This window comes from Streptomyces luteosporeus (genome assembly GCF_039532865.1).
GTDB lineage: Bacteria > Actinomycetota > Actinomycetes > Streptomycetales > Streptomycetaceae > Streptomyces > Streptomyces luteosporeus.
The window spans coordinates 255,646-270,673 of record NZ_BAAASL010000005.1 but is presented as its reverse complement, the minus strand read 5'-3'; the positions used below and the strand labels follow the sequence as shown (position 1 = coordinate 270,673).

The following is a 15,028-nucleotide window of genomic DNA, read 5'->3' as shown; positions in this document are numbered from 1 at the left end:
ACCTTTGGCACCTTTGGCACCACCTTTGGCCAAGGAAGGGCCGAGCCGCGCAGCGCAGCCAAGCTCCACGCCAGCTAATCGGAAGCACGGGAAGAGATGTCGGCACCCAATAAGTCGTACGACCCTGTCGAGGTCGAGGCACTGAAACCGGAAGAGATCGAGCGCATGCGGGACGAGGCGCTCGCCGCCTTCGCCGCGGCCGCCGACCTCGAAGCCCTCAAGGAGGCCAAGGCCGCCCACATGGGCGACCGCTCCCCGCTCGCCCTCGCCAACCGCGAGATCGGCGCCCTGCCCCCGCAGGCCAAGGCCGACGCCGGCAAGCGCGTGGGCATGGCCCGCGGTGCCGTCACCAAGGCCCTCGCCGCCCGGCAGGCGGAGCTCGAGGCGGAGCGCGACGCGCGCGTCCTGGTCGAGGAGGCGGTGGACGTCACCCTGCCGTACGACCGCGTGCCCACCGGCGCCCGCCACCCGATCACCACGCTCTGCGAGCGCATCGAGGACATCTTCGTGGCCATGGGCTACGAGGTCGCCGAGGGCCCCGAGGTCGAGGCGGAGTGGTTCAACTTCGACGCCCTGAACTTCGAGCCGGACCACCCGGCCCGCGCCATGCAGGACACCTTCTTCGTCCAGGGACGCGACAAGAAGACGGAATCCGGCGTGGTCATGCGCACCCACACCTCCCCGGTGCAGGTCCGCTCCATGCTCGACCGCGAGCCCCCCATCTACGTGGTGTGCCCGGGCCGCGTCTACCGCACCGACGAGCTGGACGCCACCCACACCCCCGTCTTCACCCAGGTCGAGCTCCTCGCCATCGACGAGGGCCTGACCATGGCCGACCTCAAGGGCACCATCGAGCACATGGTGCGCTCGCTGTTCGGCGAGGGGCTGACCACGCGGCTGCGCCCGAACTACTTCCCCTTCACCGAGCCGTCGGCCGAGCTGGACATGCAGTGCTACGTCTGCCGCGGCGAGTCGGTGGGCAACCCCGAGCGCCCCTGCCGCACCTGCTCCAGCGAGGGCTGGATCGAGCTGGGCGGCTGCGGCATGGTCAACCCGCGCGTGCTCATCGCCGCGGGCATCGACCCGGAGAAGTACAGCGGCTTCGCCTTCGGGTTCGGCATCGAGCGGATGCTGATGTTCCGCCACAACGTCGAGGACATGCGAGACATGGTCGAGGGTGACGTGCGCTTCACCCGGCCGTTCGGGATGGAGATCTGATGCGCGCCCCGCTTTCCTGGCTGCGGGAATACGTCGACCTGCCGGCGGGCGAGACCGGCCGCGACGTGCAGGCCAAGCTCATCGCCGCCGGCCTGGAGGTCGAGCGCGTCGAGCAGCTCGGCTCCGACATCACCGGCCCCCTCGTCGTCGGCAAGGTCGCCACCATCGAGGAGCTGGAGGGCTTCCGCAAGCCCATCCGCTTCTGCACCGTCGACGTCGGGCAGGCCAACGGCACCGGCGAGCCGCAGGAGATCGTCTGCGGCGCCCGCAACTTCACCGCCGGCGACAAGGTCGTCGTGGCGCTGCCCGGCGCCGTGCTGCCCGGTGACTTCGCCATCGCCGAGCGCAAGACCTACGGCAAGGTCTCGCGCGGCATGATCTGCTCCGGCGACGAGCTGGGCATGGGCGACGACGGCACCCACGGCATCATCGTGCTCTCCCCGGAGCACGAGGTCGGCACCGACGCCATCGAGCTGCTGCAGCTCGTCGACGAGGTCCTCGACATCGCCGTCACCCCCGACCGCGGCTACTGCCTGTCCCTGCGCGGCATCGCCCGCGAGGCCGCCACCGCCTACGGCCTGCCGCTGCGCGACCCGGCCCTGCTGGACGTCCCCGCGCCCAACAGCTACGGCCACCCGGTCACCGTCGCCGACCCCTCCGGCTGCGACCGCTTCACCGCCCGCACGGTCACCGGCATCGACCCCGAGGCCCGCTCCCCGATCTGGCTGCAGCGCCGCCTGCAGAAGGCCGGCATGCGCCCGGTCTCCCTCACCGTCGACATCACCAACTACGTGATGCTCGAACTGGGCCAGCCCCTGCACGCCTACGACCGCTCCCGCCTGGACGGGGCGATCGGCGTGCGCCGCGCCGAGCCCGGCGAGAAGCTCACCACCCTCGACGGCACCAAGCGCGTGCTGGACGCCGAGGACCTGGTCATCACCGACCAGCGCGGCCCCATCGGCCTCGCCGGCATCATGGGCGGCGCCGACACCGAGATCGCCGACCACGGTGCGGCCCAGGGCTCCACCGAGGTCGTCATCGAGGCCGCGCACTTCGACCCGGTCGCCATCGCCCGGGCCGCCCGCCGGCACAAGCTGTCCTCCGAGGCCTCCCGCCGCTTCGAGCGCGGCGTCGACCCGCAGGCGACCTCCGCGGCCGCCCAGCGCGCCGTCGACCTGCTGGTGCTGCTCGCCGGCGGCACCGCCGAGGCCGGCGTCACCGAGGTCGTCGCGCCCAGCGGCCCCCGCACGATCCCGATGCGCGCGGACCACCCCGACCGCGTCGCCGGCGTCGAGTACGGCCGCGAGACCGTGGTGCGCCGCCTGCAGGAGGTCGGCTGCGACGTCTACGGGCAGGACGAGCTGATCGTCACCGTGCCCAGCTGGCGCCCGGACCTCACCGACCCCAACGACCTCGCCGAGGAGGTCATCCGGCTGGAGGGCTACGCCGCCCTGCCGGCCACCCTGCCCAAGCCCCCCGCGGGCCGCGGCCTGACCCACCGGCAGCGGCTGCACCGCCGCACCGGCCGGGCGCTGGCCGGCGCCGGCTACACCGAGGTGCTCAACTACCCCTTCATCGGGGACTGGGCCCTGGACCACCTGGGCCTGGAGGCCGACGACGCCCGCCGGTCCACCGTGCGCCTGGCCAACCCGCTCTCCGAGGCCGAGCCGGCGCTGCGCACCACGCTGCTGCCGGGGCTGTTCGCCGCCCTGCGCCGCAACGACAGCCGCGGCGAGCACGACCTCGCGCTCTTCGAGACCGGCCTGGTCTTCCTGCCCACCGGCGAGGAGACCAACCCCGTCCGGCTGCCCGTCGACCGCCGGCCCACCGACGAGGAGGTCGCGGGGCTGAACGCCGCGCTGCCCCGGCAGCCGCGCCACGCGGCCGTCGTCCTCGCCGGCGCCGCCGAGCGCGACGGCTGGTGGGGCAAGGGCCGCCCGGCCACCTGGGCGGAGGCGATCGAGGCCGCCCGCACCGTCGCCCGCGAGGCCGGTGTCGAGCTGATCGTCCGCCAGGACCAGCAGGCGCCGTTCCACCCGGGCCGCTGCGCGGCGCTGTTCGTCGCCACCGGCGGCGAGGAGGTGCGCGTCGGCGGTGCCGGCGAGCTGCACCCGCGCGTCGTGAAGGCCTTCGGCCTGCCGGAGCGCACCTGCGCGATGGAGATCGACCTGGACGTGCTGGAGCGCGCCGGCACCGGTGCGGTGCAGGCGCCGAAGGTGTCGGCGTTCCCCGTCGCCACCCAGGACGTCGCGCTCGTCGTCGACGCGTCCGTCGCCGCCCGGGACGTCGAGGCCGCCCTGCGCGCCGGCGCCGGCGAGCTCCTGGAGTCGCTGCGCCTGTTCGACGTCTTCACCGGCGCCCAGCTCGGCGCCGGCAAGAAGTCGCTGGCCTACGCGCTGCGCTTCCGCGCCGCGGACCGCACCCTGACCGCCGACGAGGCCAGCGCGGCCCGTGAGGCGGCCGTGCAGGCCGCGGTCGAGCGCACCGGCGCGGTGCTGCGCGGAGCGTAACCACCGCACGCACCCGTCAGGGGCGCCCCGGATTCCCGGGGCGCCCCTCGGCGTCTCACGCCCCATCAGCGAGGCGGACGGGGAGCGTCACTCAATGGGGTGGAATCGCTCCCTCAGGTCGTTACTTCCCGGCGCCCCCTCCGCAAGAATCGTGCGCGTCATTGCTGCTATGGGGGGCCGACGGCATGATCCGTACGGGAGCACAGCGCTGCTGGCGGGGCCTGGTGTTCGCCCTGCCCGGCCTGTGGGTGCTCGGCGTCGTCGCCTGGGAGCTCGCCAGCCCCCTCGGGGCCCGGTTCCTGCAGCTCCTCGCCGCCGCCCCGGCCATCGCCTGCGCCGGCACCGGCCGCCGGCAGTGCGTCGTCCTCGGCGGCGGCTGCGCCCTGTTCGCCCTCGTGCCGCTCGGCCCCACCGGCCGGACCGACGGCGGCGGCCGGCTCGGCACCTGCTGCGCCATCCTCGCCGTCGTCGCCGCCAGCTACCTCACCACCGGCCGCAGCCGCCGCCTGACCCAGGAGCTGGAGCGCGTCCGCGAGGTCGCCGCCACCGCCCAGCACGCCCTGCTGCGCCCGCTGCCGCCGCGCCTCGACGGCATCGCCCTGGCCGGCGGCCACCTCTCCGCCAGCCGCGGCGCCCTGATGGGCGGCGACCTGTACGAGGTCCAGGCCACCGCCCACGGGCTGCGGGTGGTGATGGGCGACGTCCGCGGGCACGGCCTGCCCGCCCTGGCCACCGTGGCCGCGCTGCTCGGCAGCTTCCGCGAGGCCGCCCACGACGAGAGCTCCCTGCGCGGGGTGCTGCGCCGCCTGGAGCGCGCCCTGCACCGCCACCTGCGCGACCGGGCCCGTACCGAGCAGGCCGGCGCCGACGCGCACCCGGCCGAGGACTTCGTCACCGTCCTGCTGCTGGAGGTCCGCGAGGACGGCGGGCTCGTGCTGCTCAACTGCGGCCACCCCTGGCCCCACCGGCTGACCCCCGCCCCGGGCACCGGCGCGCCCCGTGCGGTCGCCCTCGCCCCCGGTGACCCGCTGCCCCCGCTGGGCATGTTCCCGCTGCCCGCCGAGCCGCCGGTGCACACTGCCGAGCGGTTGCTGCCGGGCGAGGTGCTGGTGCTGCACACCGACGGCGCCGAGGACGCCCGCGATGCCACCGGCGGCTTCTTCCCGCTGCCCGACGCGCTCGCCGAGGCCGCCCGCGGCACGGCGGCCGCCCCGGCCGCGGTCGTCGACCACGTCCAGGGCGCCCTGCTGCGGCACACCGGTGGCGTGCTCGCCGACGACTTCGCCCTGCTGGCCCTGCGCAACGACCGCGAGCCCGTGCCCGAGCACGTACCGCCGGTGCCGGCCCGGTCCTGCCTGCGCGGCTGAGCGGCGGGCGCGCAAGGGCCCCTGGCCTGTTCACACCCCGTGCGAACCGATCAGCACTACGCTGATCCCATCGAGCGCACCGGAGGGCAAGCATGGAGCCCAACACACTCCTCGACGCCGTCCTCGACGAGGCGGGAATCTCCCACGCCGGCCTGGCCGCGCACATCAACGCGGCCGGCCGGGCCCGGGGGCTGGCGTTGCGGTACGAACACACCGCCGTGGCCCGCTGGCTCAAGGGACAGCGGCCCCGCGGCCAGGTGCCCGACCTGATCTGCGAGGTGCTCGCCGAGCGGGTGCACCGCCCCCTGACGCTCGACGACATAGGGCTGGGCACCCCCGGCACCCCGCGCCCCTCCGGCACCCCGCTCTCCGGCTTCGTCGACCGCGCCACCGCCCTGTGGCGCTCCGACGAGCAGCAGCGCGAACACGTCGTTAGGGCCCGGGCCGTGACGGGCACGCCCGCCGTCATCCCCGTGTGGGAGTGGGAGAACCCGCCCGAGGACGCCGACGTCTCGCGCCGCGGGCCGACCCGCGTCTCCATGGAGGACATCGAGATGCTCCGGGCGGCCCGCACCCACTACGAGCAGATGTACCGCAAGGCCGGTGGCGTCGCGACCCGTTCGCGCGTCGTCGGCTTCCTCAACGCCGAGGCGGCGCCCCTGCTGCGCGGCAGCTACTCCGACCCCCTGGGCCGCCAGCTGCACCGGGCCACCGGCGGGCTGGTGGCCGTCGCCGGCATCTGCGCCTACGACTCCGACGCGCACGGCCTGGCCCAGCGCTACTTCCACCAGGCCCTGCGGCTGGCCAAGGCCAGCGGTGACCGGGGGCTGGGGGCGTACGTGATCGCGCTGCTGGTCAACCAGTCGCTGTTCATGGGGGAGTACCGGCAGTCGGTCGCCTTCGCCGAGTCGGCGGTGCGCGCCGCCGGCTCCTGTCTGACCCCGGCGCTGGCCGCCGACCTCTTCGCCATGCAGGCCAAGGCCTACGCCCGGCTCGGCGACGGCGCCGGCGCCCTGGCCTGCATCCGGCGGGCCGAGGCGGCCGCCGAGCGCATCCACCGCGGCCGGGAACCCGCCGAGACCGGCTACGTCCAGCCCGGCCTGGTGAACGTACAGGTCGCCGAGGCCCTGCTGAGCCTCGGCGACCTCGGGCCCGCCCGTGAGCACGCGGACCGGGCCGTCGACACCCCCGCCCACGACCGGGGCCGTGTCCACCGGCTCGCCATGCTCACGCACATCGAGCTGCGTCAGGGAGACGCGGACAAGGCGGTGGCCACCGCACGGGAGATGACCGAGCAGGCGAGAGGCATGGAATCGCAGCGCTTACGGGACCGGCTCCGTGCGGTGCGCGAGCACCTGGTCGAAAGCGGGTGCGCTGCCACGGCCGAGGCCGCCGAATTGATCGACGGAGCGTTGCGCGTGCCGTTGTGAGAGGTGCTGTTCGAGACAGCGCCCGGACGGTGGCCACCTCGGCGGAAGGTGGCACACACGTGCGTTGGAAGAATCTCAAGGAGCTGACCGTCTACGAGAACCGTTGGTTCCAGGTCAATCTCGCCGATGTCGAGCTCCCCGACGGCCGCCATCTCGACCACTTCCTCATCCGGCTGCGGCCCGTCGCCGTGGCCACCGTGGTCAACGCGGCCAACGAGGTCCTGCTGCTGTGGCGGCACCGGTTCATCACCGACAACTGGGGCTGGGAGCTCGCGGCCGGCGTGGTCGAGGACGGCGAGGACGTCGCGTGCGCCGCGGCCCGGGAGATGGAGGAGGAGACCGGCTGGCGGCCGGGGCCGCTCAAGCACCTGATGTCCGTGGAGCCGTCGAACGGGCTCACCGATGCCCGGCACCACATCTACTGGGCCGACGAGGCCGAGTACATCGGTGACCCGGAGGACGGCTTCGAGTCGGACCGGCGCGAGTGGGTACCGCTGAAACTGGTGCCGGATCTCATCGCCCGCGGCGAGGTACCGGCGGCCAATATGGCTGCCGCCCTGCTGTTGCTGCACCACATGCGGCTGGGCTGACGCCTTCGGCTGCGGGCCGTCCGTGGCTGATCGCGCCCACGCGGCGGCAGCCGCAGATCGACACGGCCCCGCGCCCCTTTGGGGCGCTCCCGCGCGTCGTCACCGTCCAGCGGCGGCCTGCCAGACGGCCAGGGCCAGGGCGGCCGTACCGGTCAGCGCCGCCAGCGACGGCAGCGGCCACCGGGCGTGCTCCAGAGCGCGGACGCGCTCCGTCACGTCGGTGAGGTCACGTTCCGCCTGTTCGCTGCGTTGAGTGAGGAGGGCCAGATGGCCGTCGATGCGCACGACGCCGACATCGAGGCTGCGGCGGAGCTCCGCGAGCTCTGCCGACCTGGCGGCGTGCCCGGGATCGATGGTCACGGTGCGTACCCCTTCCGAAGAGTCCGTGCGTGGTGCCGATGAGGCGAGTCAACCGCGCGGAGCGACGGAACGGGAGCGTGTGCGGGTGGAATGTGCGGGTCACCGGTGCACACCCCGTGTGAAGGCGGGGGTGCGCCGGTGACCCGGTGTGTCCGGCGCGGGCGGCTTTTTCAGTAGGTGTAGAAGCCGGAGCCGGTCTTGCGGCCGAGGCGGCCGGCGTCGACCATGCGCTGCAGCAGCGGGGGAGCGGCGTACAGCGGCTCCTTGTACTCCGTGTACATGCTGTCGGCCACCGAGGCGACCGTGTCGAGGCCGATGAGGTCGGCCAGCTTGAGCGGGCCCATGGGGTGGGCGCAGCCCAGCTCCATGCCGTTGTCGATGTCCTCGCGGCTGGCCATGCCCGACTCGAACATCCGGATCGCGGACAGCAGGTAGGGGATGAGCAGGGCGTTGACGACGAAGCCCGAGCGGTCCTGGGCGCGGATGGCGTGCTTGCCCAGCACCTTGCCGACCAGGGCCTCGGCGCGCCGCAGGGTCTCCTCGCCGGTGGTCAGGGCGGGGATCAGCTCGACGAGCTGCTGCACGGGGGCGGGGTTGAAGAAGTGGATGCCGAGCACCTGGTCGGGGCGGGAGGTGGCCACGGCCAGCTTGACGAGCGGGATGGAGGAGGTGTTCGAGGCCAGGATGGCGTCGGGCCGGGTGACCACCTGGTCGAGGACCTGGAAGATCTCCGTCTTGACCTGCTCGTTCTCCACGACGGCCTCGATGACGAGGTCGCGGTCGGCGAATTCGCCGAGGTCGGTGGTGAAGCTCAGGCGGTCCAGGGCCGCGTCGCGCTCCTCCTCGGTGATCTTGCCGCGTTCGGCGGCCCGGGCGAGGGAGGTGGTCAGGCGGGTCCGGCCCAGCTCCAGCGCCTCGCCGGTGGTCTCCGCGACCTTGACCTCCAGCCCGGCGCGGGCGCACACCTCCGCGATGCCCGCGCCCATCTGGCCGCAGCCCACCACTCCGACGCGTTCGATGTCGGTCACCACATCGTGCCTTTCGCTGATCTTGTCGACCGGCGGGTGGCCGAAGGTCGTCCGGCAGCCGCCTTTGGAAAAGACGTTACTCCGCGGTGCGCGGTGCGCAGGGTGCCGGGTCGGGCATGCTCTGTTCGAACCGCTGTGACTCACGTGACAACCACAGGAGAGGACGTGGCCGCATATGGGGCGTATGAGCCGAAGAGGGTTCACGGTGGCCGCCGCGACCGCGATGACGGCGATGCTGGCGAGCGGTGAGGCGGCCGCGCTCGGCGCCCCGGAGGGCAGCGGACGTGCGGCGCCGCGGCGGGAGTTCCGCGGGATGTGGGCGGCGACGGTCGTCAACGTCGACTGGCCGTCCAGGCCGGGCCTTGCGCCCGAACGGCAACGGGCGGAGCTGGTGGCCCTGTTCGATGCGGCGGTGGCCCGGCGGCTGAACGCCGTCCTGCTGCAGATCCGCCCGACGGCCGACGCCTTCTGGCCCTCGCGCTACGAGCCCTGGTCGGAGTACCTGACCGGCACTCAGGGCCGCTCGCCCGGCTGGGACCCGCTGGCCTTCGCGGTGCGCGAGGCGCACAAGCGCCGCCTGGAACTGCACGGTTGGTTCAACCCGTACCGCATCGCCAACCACACCGACCCCGGCCGCCTGGTGCCCGCCCATCCGGCCCGGGTGCACCCCGAGTGGGTGGTGCGCTACGGCGGCAAGCTCTACTACAACCCCGGCCTGCCCGAGGTGCGCCGCTTCGTGCAGGACGCGATCCTCGACGCCGTGTGGCGCTACGACCTCGACGGCGTGCACTTCGACGACTACTTCTACCCCTATCCCGTGGCCGGGCAGACCTTCGACGACACCGCCGCCTGGCAGCGCCACGGCCACGGTTTCCCCGACCGGGCCGCCTGGCGCCGCGACAACATCGACCGCCTGATCCGGGAGACCGGCCGCCGCATCAAGCAGCGCAAGCGGCACGTGCGCTTCGGCGTCAGCCCCTTCGCCGTCTGGCGCAACCGCAGCACCGACCCGCGCGGCTCGGACACCCGGGCGGGCGTGCAGACCTACGACGACCTGTACGCGGACACCCGCACCTGGGTCCGCGAGGGCTGGATCGACTACATCGTGCCGCAGTGCTACTGGCACATCGGCTTCCCCGCCGCCGACTACGCCCGCCTCGTGCCGTGGTGGGCCGAGACCGTGCGCGGCACCGGCGTGCAGCTGTACATCGGCGAGGCGCTGTACCGGGCGGGCGACCCGGCGCAGCCGGCCCCCTGGCAGGACGCGGCCGAGCTCTCCCGCCACCTGACGCTGGCCCGCAAGCACCCCGAGGTGCTCGGCAACGTCTACTTCTCCGCCAAGAACGTGGTCGCGGACCCCATCGGCGCGATGGCGCGCGTGGTGCGGGACCACTACCCGCACCGCGCACGGCCACCGCGCTGAGCGGCTACTTGTGCCCGGACCCCTTGCGGTGGTCCACCACGCAGTCGGGCCCCGGCGTCATGATCGTCTCGTGCCCGTTCTCCGCGCGGACCCGGTAGGGCGGATTGCCGTTGGTGCCCAGCACCTCGACGACCTCCACGATGTGGTCGTGCTCGCCGACCACCCTGCCGTGCCTGACCAACCGGTCGCCCTTGCTCGCATGCATCGGCGGTGCCCCTTCCGTGAGACACGTCCTCTCGGTCTCTCCCCAGCCTAGGGCGATCGGCGGTGCGCAGCGCGCTCGCGGACGCGCGGACCTTCAGGAATCTGCGCGCTGGGTGACCACGATGCACACCAGCACCGCCACCGCGGCCAGCGGCGCGGCCGGCGTCAGGTGCTCGCCCAGCAGGGTGACGGACCACAGCAGGGTCAGCAGCGGCTGGGCCAGCTGCAGCTGCCCCGCCCGGGCCACACCGATCATGGCCATCCCGCGGTACCAGACGGCCATGCCCAGCAGCGTGGAGCCGCCGACGGCCCACAGCAGCCCGGCCACGCTGCGCCCGGTCAGGTGCACCGGCTCGGCCCACAGCGCCGCGCCCGTGCCGACGGCGGCGAGCGGCAGGCAGGCCGCCGCCGCCCAGCTCACCACCTGCCAGCCCGGCATCTCCCGGGCCAGCCGCCCGCCCTCGGCGTAGCCGGCCGCGCACACCACCAGGGCCAGCAGGAGGTAGAGGTCGGCGGTGGTGGGTGCGCCGCCGCTCTGCTGCAGGGCGAAGCCGGCCACGACGGCCGCACCCGCCAGGGCCGCCGCCCAGAACGTCCGCGAGTGCCGGGTGCGGAAGCGCACCGCCGCGTACGCCGCCGTGGTCAGCGGCAGCAGGCCCACCACGACCGCCGCGTGCGCGGTCGAGGAGGTGTGCAGCGCGAGCGAGGTCAGCAGGGGGTAGCCGAGGAACACCCCGCCGGCGACCACGGCCAACGGCCCCCAGTGCCGGCGGTTGGGCACCGGCGCGCGCGTGACGAGCAGGACGACGACCGAGGCCGCACCGGCCAGCGCGGCGCGCCAGGCCGCCGCCGACCAGGGGCCGAGGCCCTCCAGGGCCCAGGAGATGGAGGGGAAGGTGAAGGAGAACGCGACCACGCCGAGCGCGGCCAGCAGCGTGCCGGCCCGCACTCCGGGGGCGGCGGGGCTGCGCACCGCTATCGCGTCGGGGTGAATAGCGCTATCTTGTGCTGTCATGCGAGACAGTAGCACCGTGGCGGAACTGGCGGGCATCCTGCGAAAAGAGCTCGACCGCTACTCGGTGGGCGAGAAGCTCCCGTCCAGCCGGGCCCTCGTCGAACGCTTCCGGGCGAGCCCGGTCACCGTCTCCCGGGCGCTGGCCGTCCTCGCCGCCGAGGGCCTGGTCGTCACCCGCCCCGGCGCCGGGGCCTTCCGCGCCGCACCCCGCCCGGCCGCCGTGCGTCCCGCCGACACCCAGTGGCAGCACGTCGCCCTCAGCGCCGAGGCGGGGGAGGAGGCCGTGCCGCGGTCCGTGGACCCCTCCGGGGTGCTGCCCTTCCTCGCCGAACCGCCGGCCGGCGTCATCGAGCTCAGCGGCGGCTACCTCCACCCCTGCCTGCAGCCCGAGCGCGAGCTGGCCGCCGCCCTCGCCCGCGCCGGCCGCCGCCCCGGCGCCTGGGGCCGCCCGCCCCTGGAGGGCCTGCACGACCTGCGGGCCTGGTTCGCCCGCGAGATCGGCGGCCCCGGCGGCACCCTCGCCCCCTCCGACGTACTGATCAGCGCGGGCGGCCAGAGCGCGCTGACCGTCGCCCTGCGCGCCCTCGCCCCGCCCGGCGCCCCCGTCCTGGTGGAGTCGCCCACCTACCCCGGCATGCTCGCCGCCGCCCGCGCCTTCGGGCTGCGCCCGGTGCCCGTGCCCACGGACGGCCACGGGGTGCGCCCCGACCTGCTCGCCGAGGCGTTCCGTGCCACCGGCGCCCGCGTCTTCGTCTGCCAGCCCCTGTTCCAGAACCCCACCGGCACCGTGCTCGCCGCCGACCGCCGCCGCGAGGTCCTGCGCATCGCCCGCGCCGCGGGCGCCTTCGTCGTCGAGGACGACTTCGCCCGCCGCCTCGCCCACGAGGACGCCCCGCCGCTGCCCGCGACACTGGCCGCCGAGGACCCCGAGGGCGTCGTCGTGCACGTCTGCTCGCTGACCAAGTTCACCTCGCCCAGCCTGCGCGTCGGCGCCCTCGCCGCCCGCGGGCCGGTCCTGGAGCGCCTGAAGGCCATCCAGGTCGTCGACAGCTTCTTCGTCGCCCGCCCCCTGCAGGAGGCCGCCCTCGAACTCGTCGGCTCGCCCTCCTGGGCCCGGCACCGGCGCGCCCTCGCCGCCGAGCTGCGCTCCCGCCGGGAGATGCTGCTCGCCGAACTGGCCCGGCAGCTGCCCGCGGTCACGCCCGAGTTCGTGCCGCCCGGCGGCTTCCACGTCTGGGTCCGGCTGCCCGACGGCACCGACGAGGTCGCCCTGGCCGCCGCCGCGCTGCGCGCCGGCGTCGCCGTCACGCCGGGCCGCACCTTCTACGCCGCCGAATCCCCCGCCCCCCACCTGCGCCTGTGCTTCGCGGCAGCGGCGGGCGCCGGCGAACTGGTGGAGGGGGTGCGCCGGCTGGCGCTGGCCCACGCGGGCCGGTGACCCCCTGCCCGTACCCGTAGTACCCGGGAGCCACCCGCAACATGGCTCCCTGGCGGGGCGCCGGCCGCACGGCCGGCTTCCTACCTTCCGTACCGCACTCGAACGTCCGGTACGGAAAGGACCCCCGCCGTGCGCGAATTCGTCCGGCGCATCGACGCCGCCACCCCGCCCGGCCGCGACCGGGCCCTGGACGCCCTGCGCGCGTGGGGCATCCTCGGCGTGGTGCTCGGCCACTGGCTGGTCACGGCCCTGGTGGCCGACGGCGGCACGCTGCACGGCGCCAGCCCCCTGCAGCACCTGCCCCACCTGGTGCCGCTCTCCTGGATGTTCCAGACCCTCGCCCTGTTCTTCCTCGTCAGCGGCCAGGTCGCCGCGACCGGCCACGCCCGCGCCCGCGAGCGCGGGGTGCCGTACCGGCAGTGGCTGGGGGCCCGCACGGCCCGCCTGGCCCGGCCGGTCGGCGTGCTGCTGGCGGTCTGGGGCGTCGCCGCCGCGGCCATGACGGCCGGCGGGGTGGACGCGCAGACCGTGCACACCCTGCTGAATCTGGTCCTCTCGCCGCTGTGGTTCCTGCTGGTCCTCACGGGCCTGACCGCGGCGACGCCCGTGGTGGCCCGGCTGCACCCGGTGTGGCCCCTGCTCGTCGTGGCGCTCGTGGACCTGGTGCGGTTCGGGCTCGGCGGCCCGGCCTGGCCCGGCTGGCTCACCGTGGCGGCCGGCTGGCTCGTGCCGTACTGCCTGGGCGCCGCCCGCGCCCGGGGCCGGCTGTCCGGGCGGGCGACCGGCTGGACGCTGCTGATCGGCGGCGCCGCCGCCACCGCGGCGCTGGTGCTGTGGGCCGGCTACCCGGCCTCCATGGTGGGCGTGCCGGGCGCGGCCGTCTCCAACCTCAACCCGCCCACCCTGGCGGCCGTCGCCTTCGGCGCGGCCCAGTGCGGGGCCGCCCTGCTGCTGCTCGGCCCGCTGCGCCGCGCCCTGCGCCGGCCCGCCGTCTGGGCCGCGGTGGCCCTGCCCAACCTGCGCGCGATGACGATCTTCCTGTGGCACCAGACGGCCATGATGGCCGTCACCCTCCTCGGTCTCCTCGCCGCCGGGCCGCTGCCCGGGCTGCACACCGCGCCGGACGGCGCCGCCTGGGTGCTCGCCCGCCTGCTCTGGCTGCCGGCGTTCGCCCTCGCCCTGCTGGCCTGCTGGGCCGCGTTCCGTTCGTACGAGGTCCGCGGCGCCCCTCGGAGCCTCCGTTTGTGGCGGCACCGGGTGGGTTCCGAAAAGCTCATTGCATAGATCTGCCGCTACACGTATATTCATGCCATCACGGAGGAGGACACCGATGACGGCGATACGGGCGGCAGTGGCCGGAGCGAGCGGATACGCGGGCGGCGAGGTGCTGCGCCTGCTGCTGGGGCACCCCCGGGTCCGCATCGGCGCGCTCACCGGCAACTCGCAGGCCGGCCAGGCGCTCGGCACGCTCCAGCCCCACCTGCCGGCGCTCGCCGACCGGATCCTGGAGCCGACCGACGCCGCCGCACTCGCCGGGCACGACGTCGTCTTCCTCGCCCTCCCGCACGGCCACTCCGCGGCCGTCGCCGCGGAACTCGGCGACGACGTGCTCGTCGTCGACTGCGGCGCGGACTTCCGGCTGAAGGACGCCGGCCAGTGGGAGCGCTTCTACGGCACCCCGCACGCCGGCACCTGGCCCTACGGACTGCCCGAGCTGCCCGGGGCGCGCGCCGCACTGCGCGGCGCCCGGCGCATCGCCGTGCCCGGCTGCTACCCCACCGCCGTCACCCTCGCCCTCTTCCCGGCGTACGCCGCCGGCCTCGCCGAACCCGAGGCCGTGATCGTCGCGGCGTCCGGCACCTCCGGAGCCGGCAAGGCCGCCAAGGCGCACCTGCTCGGCAGCGAGGTCATGGGCTCCATGAGCCCCTACGGCGTGGGCGGAGGCCACCGCCACACCCCCGAGATGAGCCAGAACCTCACCGCCGCCGCCGGCGAGGAGGTCACCGTCTCCTTCACCCCCACCCTGGCCCCCATGTCCCGCGGCATCCTCGCCACCTGCAGCGCCAAGGCCCGGCCCGGCGTGAGCGCCGCCGACGTACGGCAGGCGTACGCCAAGGCGTACGGGGACGAGCCGTTCGTCCACCTGCTGCCCGAGGGCCGCTGGCCGGCCACCGCCGCCGTCCAGGGCGCCAACACCGCCTTCGTCCAGGTGGCGCTCGACGAGGCCGCGGGCCGCATCGTCGCCGTCAGCGCCATCGACAACCTCACCAAGGGCACCGCCGGCGGCGCGGTGCAGAGCATGAACATCGCCCTCGGCCTCCCCGAGGAGCTGGGGCTGCCGGCGAACGGGGTGGCGCCATGAGCGTGCGCCGGGCCCTCGCCACCCTCCTGGCACGGCTCGCGCCGTGCCCGGCCCCCCAGGACACGACGACGGACAAGGAGCAC

General features: G+C 74.6%; 13 protein-coding genes. 9 read left to right on the top strand and 4 right to left on the bottom strand.

Annotated features, from left to right (window positions below; all coding sequences use genetic code 11):
- Nucleotides 1-96 precede the first annotated feature (96 nt).
- From pheS to ABD361_RS08410, 5 genes are all read left to right on the top strand, one after another.
- Nucleotides 97-1,218, top strand: a complete 1,122-nt coding sequence (gene pheS / locus ABD361_RS08430; protein WP_344434211.1) for a phenylalanine--tRNA ligase subunit alpha — start codon at nucleotides 97-99, stop codon at nucleotides 1,216-1,218.
- On the top strand, nucleotides 1,218-3,728 hold the full coding sequence (pheT, locus tag ABD361_RS08425; RefSeq protein ID WP_344434210.1) for a phenylalanine--tRNA ligase subunit beta: 2,511 nt from the start codon (nucleotides 1,218-1,220) through the stop codon (nucleotides 3,726-3,728). Before pheS ends, pheT begins: the two co-directional genes overlap by 1 nt.
- A gap of 185 nt (nucleotides 3,729-3,913) precedes the next feature.
- Entirely contained in the window at nucleotides 3,914-5,095 is a 1,182-nt protein-coding gene (locus tag ABD361_RS08420; RefSeq protein ID WP_344434209.1) for a PP2C family protein-serine/threonine phosphatase, read from the top strand.
- A gap of 92 nt (nucleotides 5,096-5,187) precedes the next feature.
- Nucleotides 5,188-6,525, top strand: coding sequence for an NsdA family TPR-like regulatory protein (locus ABD361_RS08415; protein WP_344434208.1), 1,338 nt, complete (start codon nucleotides 5,188-5,190; stop codon nucleotides 6,523-6,525).
- 59 nt (nucleotides 6,526-6,584) lie between these two features.
- On the top strand, nucleotides 6,585-7,115 hold the full coding sequence (locus ABD361_RS08410) for an NUDIX hydrolase (protein ID WP_344434207.1): 531 nt from the start codon (nucleotides 6,585-6,587) through the stop codon (nucleotides 7,113-7,115).
- Between the two features lie 99 nt (nucleotides 7,116-7,214).
- Here ABD361_RS08410 and ABD361_RS08405 read toward each other — a convergent pair whose 3' ends face one another.
- Together ABD361_RS08405 and ABD361_RS08400 are read right to left on the bottom strand one after the other, a co-directional pair.
- Nucleotides 7,215-7,475, bottom strand: coding sequence for a hypothetical protein (locus ABD361_RS08405; protein ID WP_344434206.1), 261 nt, complete (start codon nucleotides 7,473-7,475; stop codon nucleotides 7,215-7,217).
- Nucleotides 7,476-7,645: 170 nt separating this feature from the next.
- The gene (locus ABD361_RS08400) at nucleotides 7,646-8,503 is read right to left on the bottom strand and encodes a 3-hydroxybutyryl-CoA dehydrogenase (protein ID WP_344434205.1); all 858 of its coding nucleotides are present in this window, start codon (nucleotides 8,501-8,503) and stop codon (nucleotides 7,646-7,648) included.
- A gap of 175 nt (nucleotides 8,504-8,678) precedes the next feature.
- On the opposite strand from ABD361_RS08400, the gene ABD361_RS08395 reads away from it, so the two are divergent.
- Complete coding sequence (locus tag ABD361_RS08395) at nucleotides 8,679-9,926, top strand: glycoside hydrolase family 10-like protein (protein WP_344434204.1); 1,248 nt, start codon at nucleotides 8,679-8,681, stop codon at nucleotides 9,924-9,926.
- A 4-nt stretch (nucleotides 9,927-9,930) separates the two neighbouring features.
- Here ABD361_RS08395 and ABD361_RS08390 read toward each other — a convergent pair whose 3' ends face one another.
- Both ABD361_RS08390 and ABD361_RS08385 read right to left on the bottom strand, forming a co-directional pair.
- A complete protein-coding gene (locus ABD361_RS08390; protein ID WP_344434203.1) occupies nucleotides 9,931-10,131 on the bottom strand; it encodes a DUF1918 domain-containing protein in 201 nt (66 codons plus the stop codon).
- A 93-nt stretch (nucleotides 10,132-10,224) separates the two neighbouring features.
- Complete coding sequence (locus ABD361_RS08385) at nucleotides 10,225-11,145, bottom strand: DMT family transporter (RefSeq protein WP_344434202.1); 921 nt, start codon at nucleotides 11,143-11,145, stop codon at nucleotides 10,225-10,227.
- On the opposite strand from ABD361_RS08385, the gene ABD361_RS08380 reads away from it, so the two are divergent.
- The 3 genes from ABD361_RS08380 (at nucleotide 11,144) to argC (ending at nucleotide 14,945) form a co-directional block, all read left to right on the top strand.
- A complete protein-coding gene (locus ABD361_RS08380) occupies nucleotides 11,144-12,583 on the top strand; it encodes an aminotransferase-like domain-containing protein (protein ID WP_344434201.1) in 1,440 nt (479 codons plus the stop codon). The genes ABD361_RS08385 and ABD361_RS08380 overlap by 2 nt on opposite strands.
- Before the next feature lie 129 nt (nucleotides 12,584-12,712).
- Nucleotides 12,713-13,867 (top strand): acyltransferase family protein, encoded by a 1,155-nt coding sequence (locus tag ABD361_RS08375; RefSeq protein WP_344434199.1) that lies wholly within the window; start codon nucleotides 12,713-12,715, stop codon nucleotides 13,865-13,867.
- 46 nt (nucleotides 13,868-13,913) lie between these two features.
- On the top strand, nucleotides 13,914-14,945 hold the full coding sequence (argC, locus tag ABD361_RS08370; protein ID WP_344434198.1) for an N-acetyl-gamma-glutamyl-phosphate reductase: 1,032 nt from the start codon (nucleotides 13,914-13,916) through the stop codon (nucleotides 14,943-14,945).
- Nucleotides 14,946-15,028 lie beyond the last annotated feature (83 nt).

Coding starts and splice junctions, on each gene's coding strand:
- pheS (WP_344434211.1), top strand. CDS start 97: ATGTCGGCACCCAATAAGTCGTACGACCCTGTCGAGGTCGAGGCACTG.
- ABD361_RS08390 (WP_344434203.1), bottom strand. CDS start 10,131: ATGCATGCGAGCAAGGGCGACCGGTTGGTCAGGCACGGCAGGGTGGTC.
- pheT (WP_344434210.1), top strand. CDS start 1,218: ATGCGCGCCCCGCTTTCCTGGCTGCGGGAATACGTCGACCTGCCGGCG.
- ABD361_RS08385 (WP_344434202.1), bottom strand. CDS start 11,145: ATGACAGCACAAGATAGCGCTATTCACCCCGACGCGATAGCGGTGCGC.
- ABD361_RS08395 (WP_344434204.1), top strand. CDS start 8,679: ATGGGGCGTATGAGCCGAAGAGGGTTCACGGTGGCCGCCGCGACCGCG.
- argC (WP_344434198.1), top strand. CDS start 13,914: ATGACGGCGATACGGGCGGCAGTGGCCGGAGCGAGCGGATACGCGGGC.
- ABD361_RS08415 (WP_344434208.1), top strand. CDS start 5,188: ATGGAGCCCAACACACTCCTCGACGCCGTCCTCGACGAGGCGGGAATC.
- ABD361_RS08380 (WP_344434201.1), top strand. CDS start 11,144: ATGCGAGACAGTAGCACCGTGGCGGAACTGGCGGGCATCCTGCGAAAA.
- ABD361_RS08420 (WP_344434209.1), top strand. CDS start 3,914: ATGATCCGTACGGGAGCACAGCGCTGCTGGCGGGGCCTGGTGTTCGCC.